The sequence below is a fragment of the Photorhabdus sp. RM96S genome, assembly GCF_042879335.1.
Lineage (GTDB): Bacteria > Pseudomonadota > Gammaproteobacteria > Enterobacterales > Enterobacteriaceae > Photorhabdus > Photorhabdus kayaii.
In genome coordinates this window covers 1-244 of sequence record NZ_JBHFKT010000271.1, presented here as the reverse complement: position 1 = coordinate 244, position 244 = coordinate 1, and the positions used below count along the sequence as shown (strand labels likewise).

1 protein-coding gene is annotated in these 244 nt (G+C 53.3%); it reads left to right on the top strand.

Annotation, left to right across the window (positions count from 1 at the left end; all coding sequences use genetic code 11):
• Nucleotides 1-184: SymE family type I addiction module toxin (locus ACGF49_RS25310; protein WP_387493571.1), on the top strand; the 184-nt coding region annotated here is incomplete at its 5' end.
• Nucleotides 185-244 lie beyond the last annotated feature (60 nt).

Genomic DNA, 244 nt, shown 5'->3' with positions numbered 1-244 from the left:
GGCAGGGTTCACTCCTGGGATGCCGTTAAAGATACGGGTGATGCCGGACTGTATTGTGATTACGGCGCAGAACACGCTGGAGTTGTGGCAATGTCTGGAAGGACTGAGCATAGAGCCGTTTAACCCCAGTGCCGCGGTTGACTGGATTAAGTATTATCCTGGCGGACTGAGGCTGGCGGTGTAGGGTAAAATAACGGCCCCGGCACAGAGCCGGGGCGGGTTCTAATCATCATATTTAAAATCT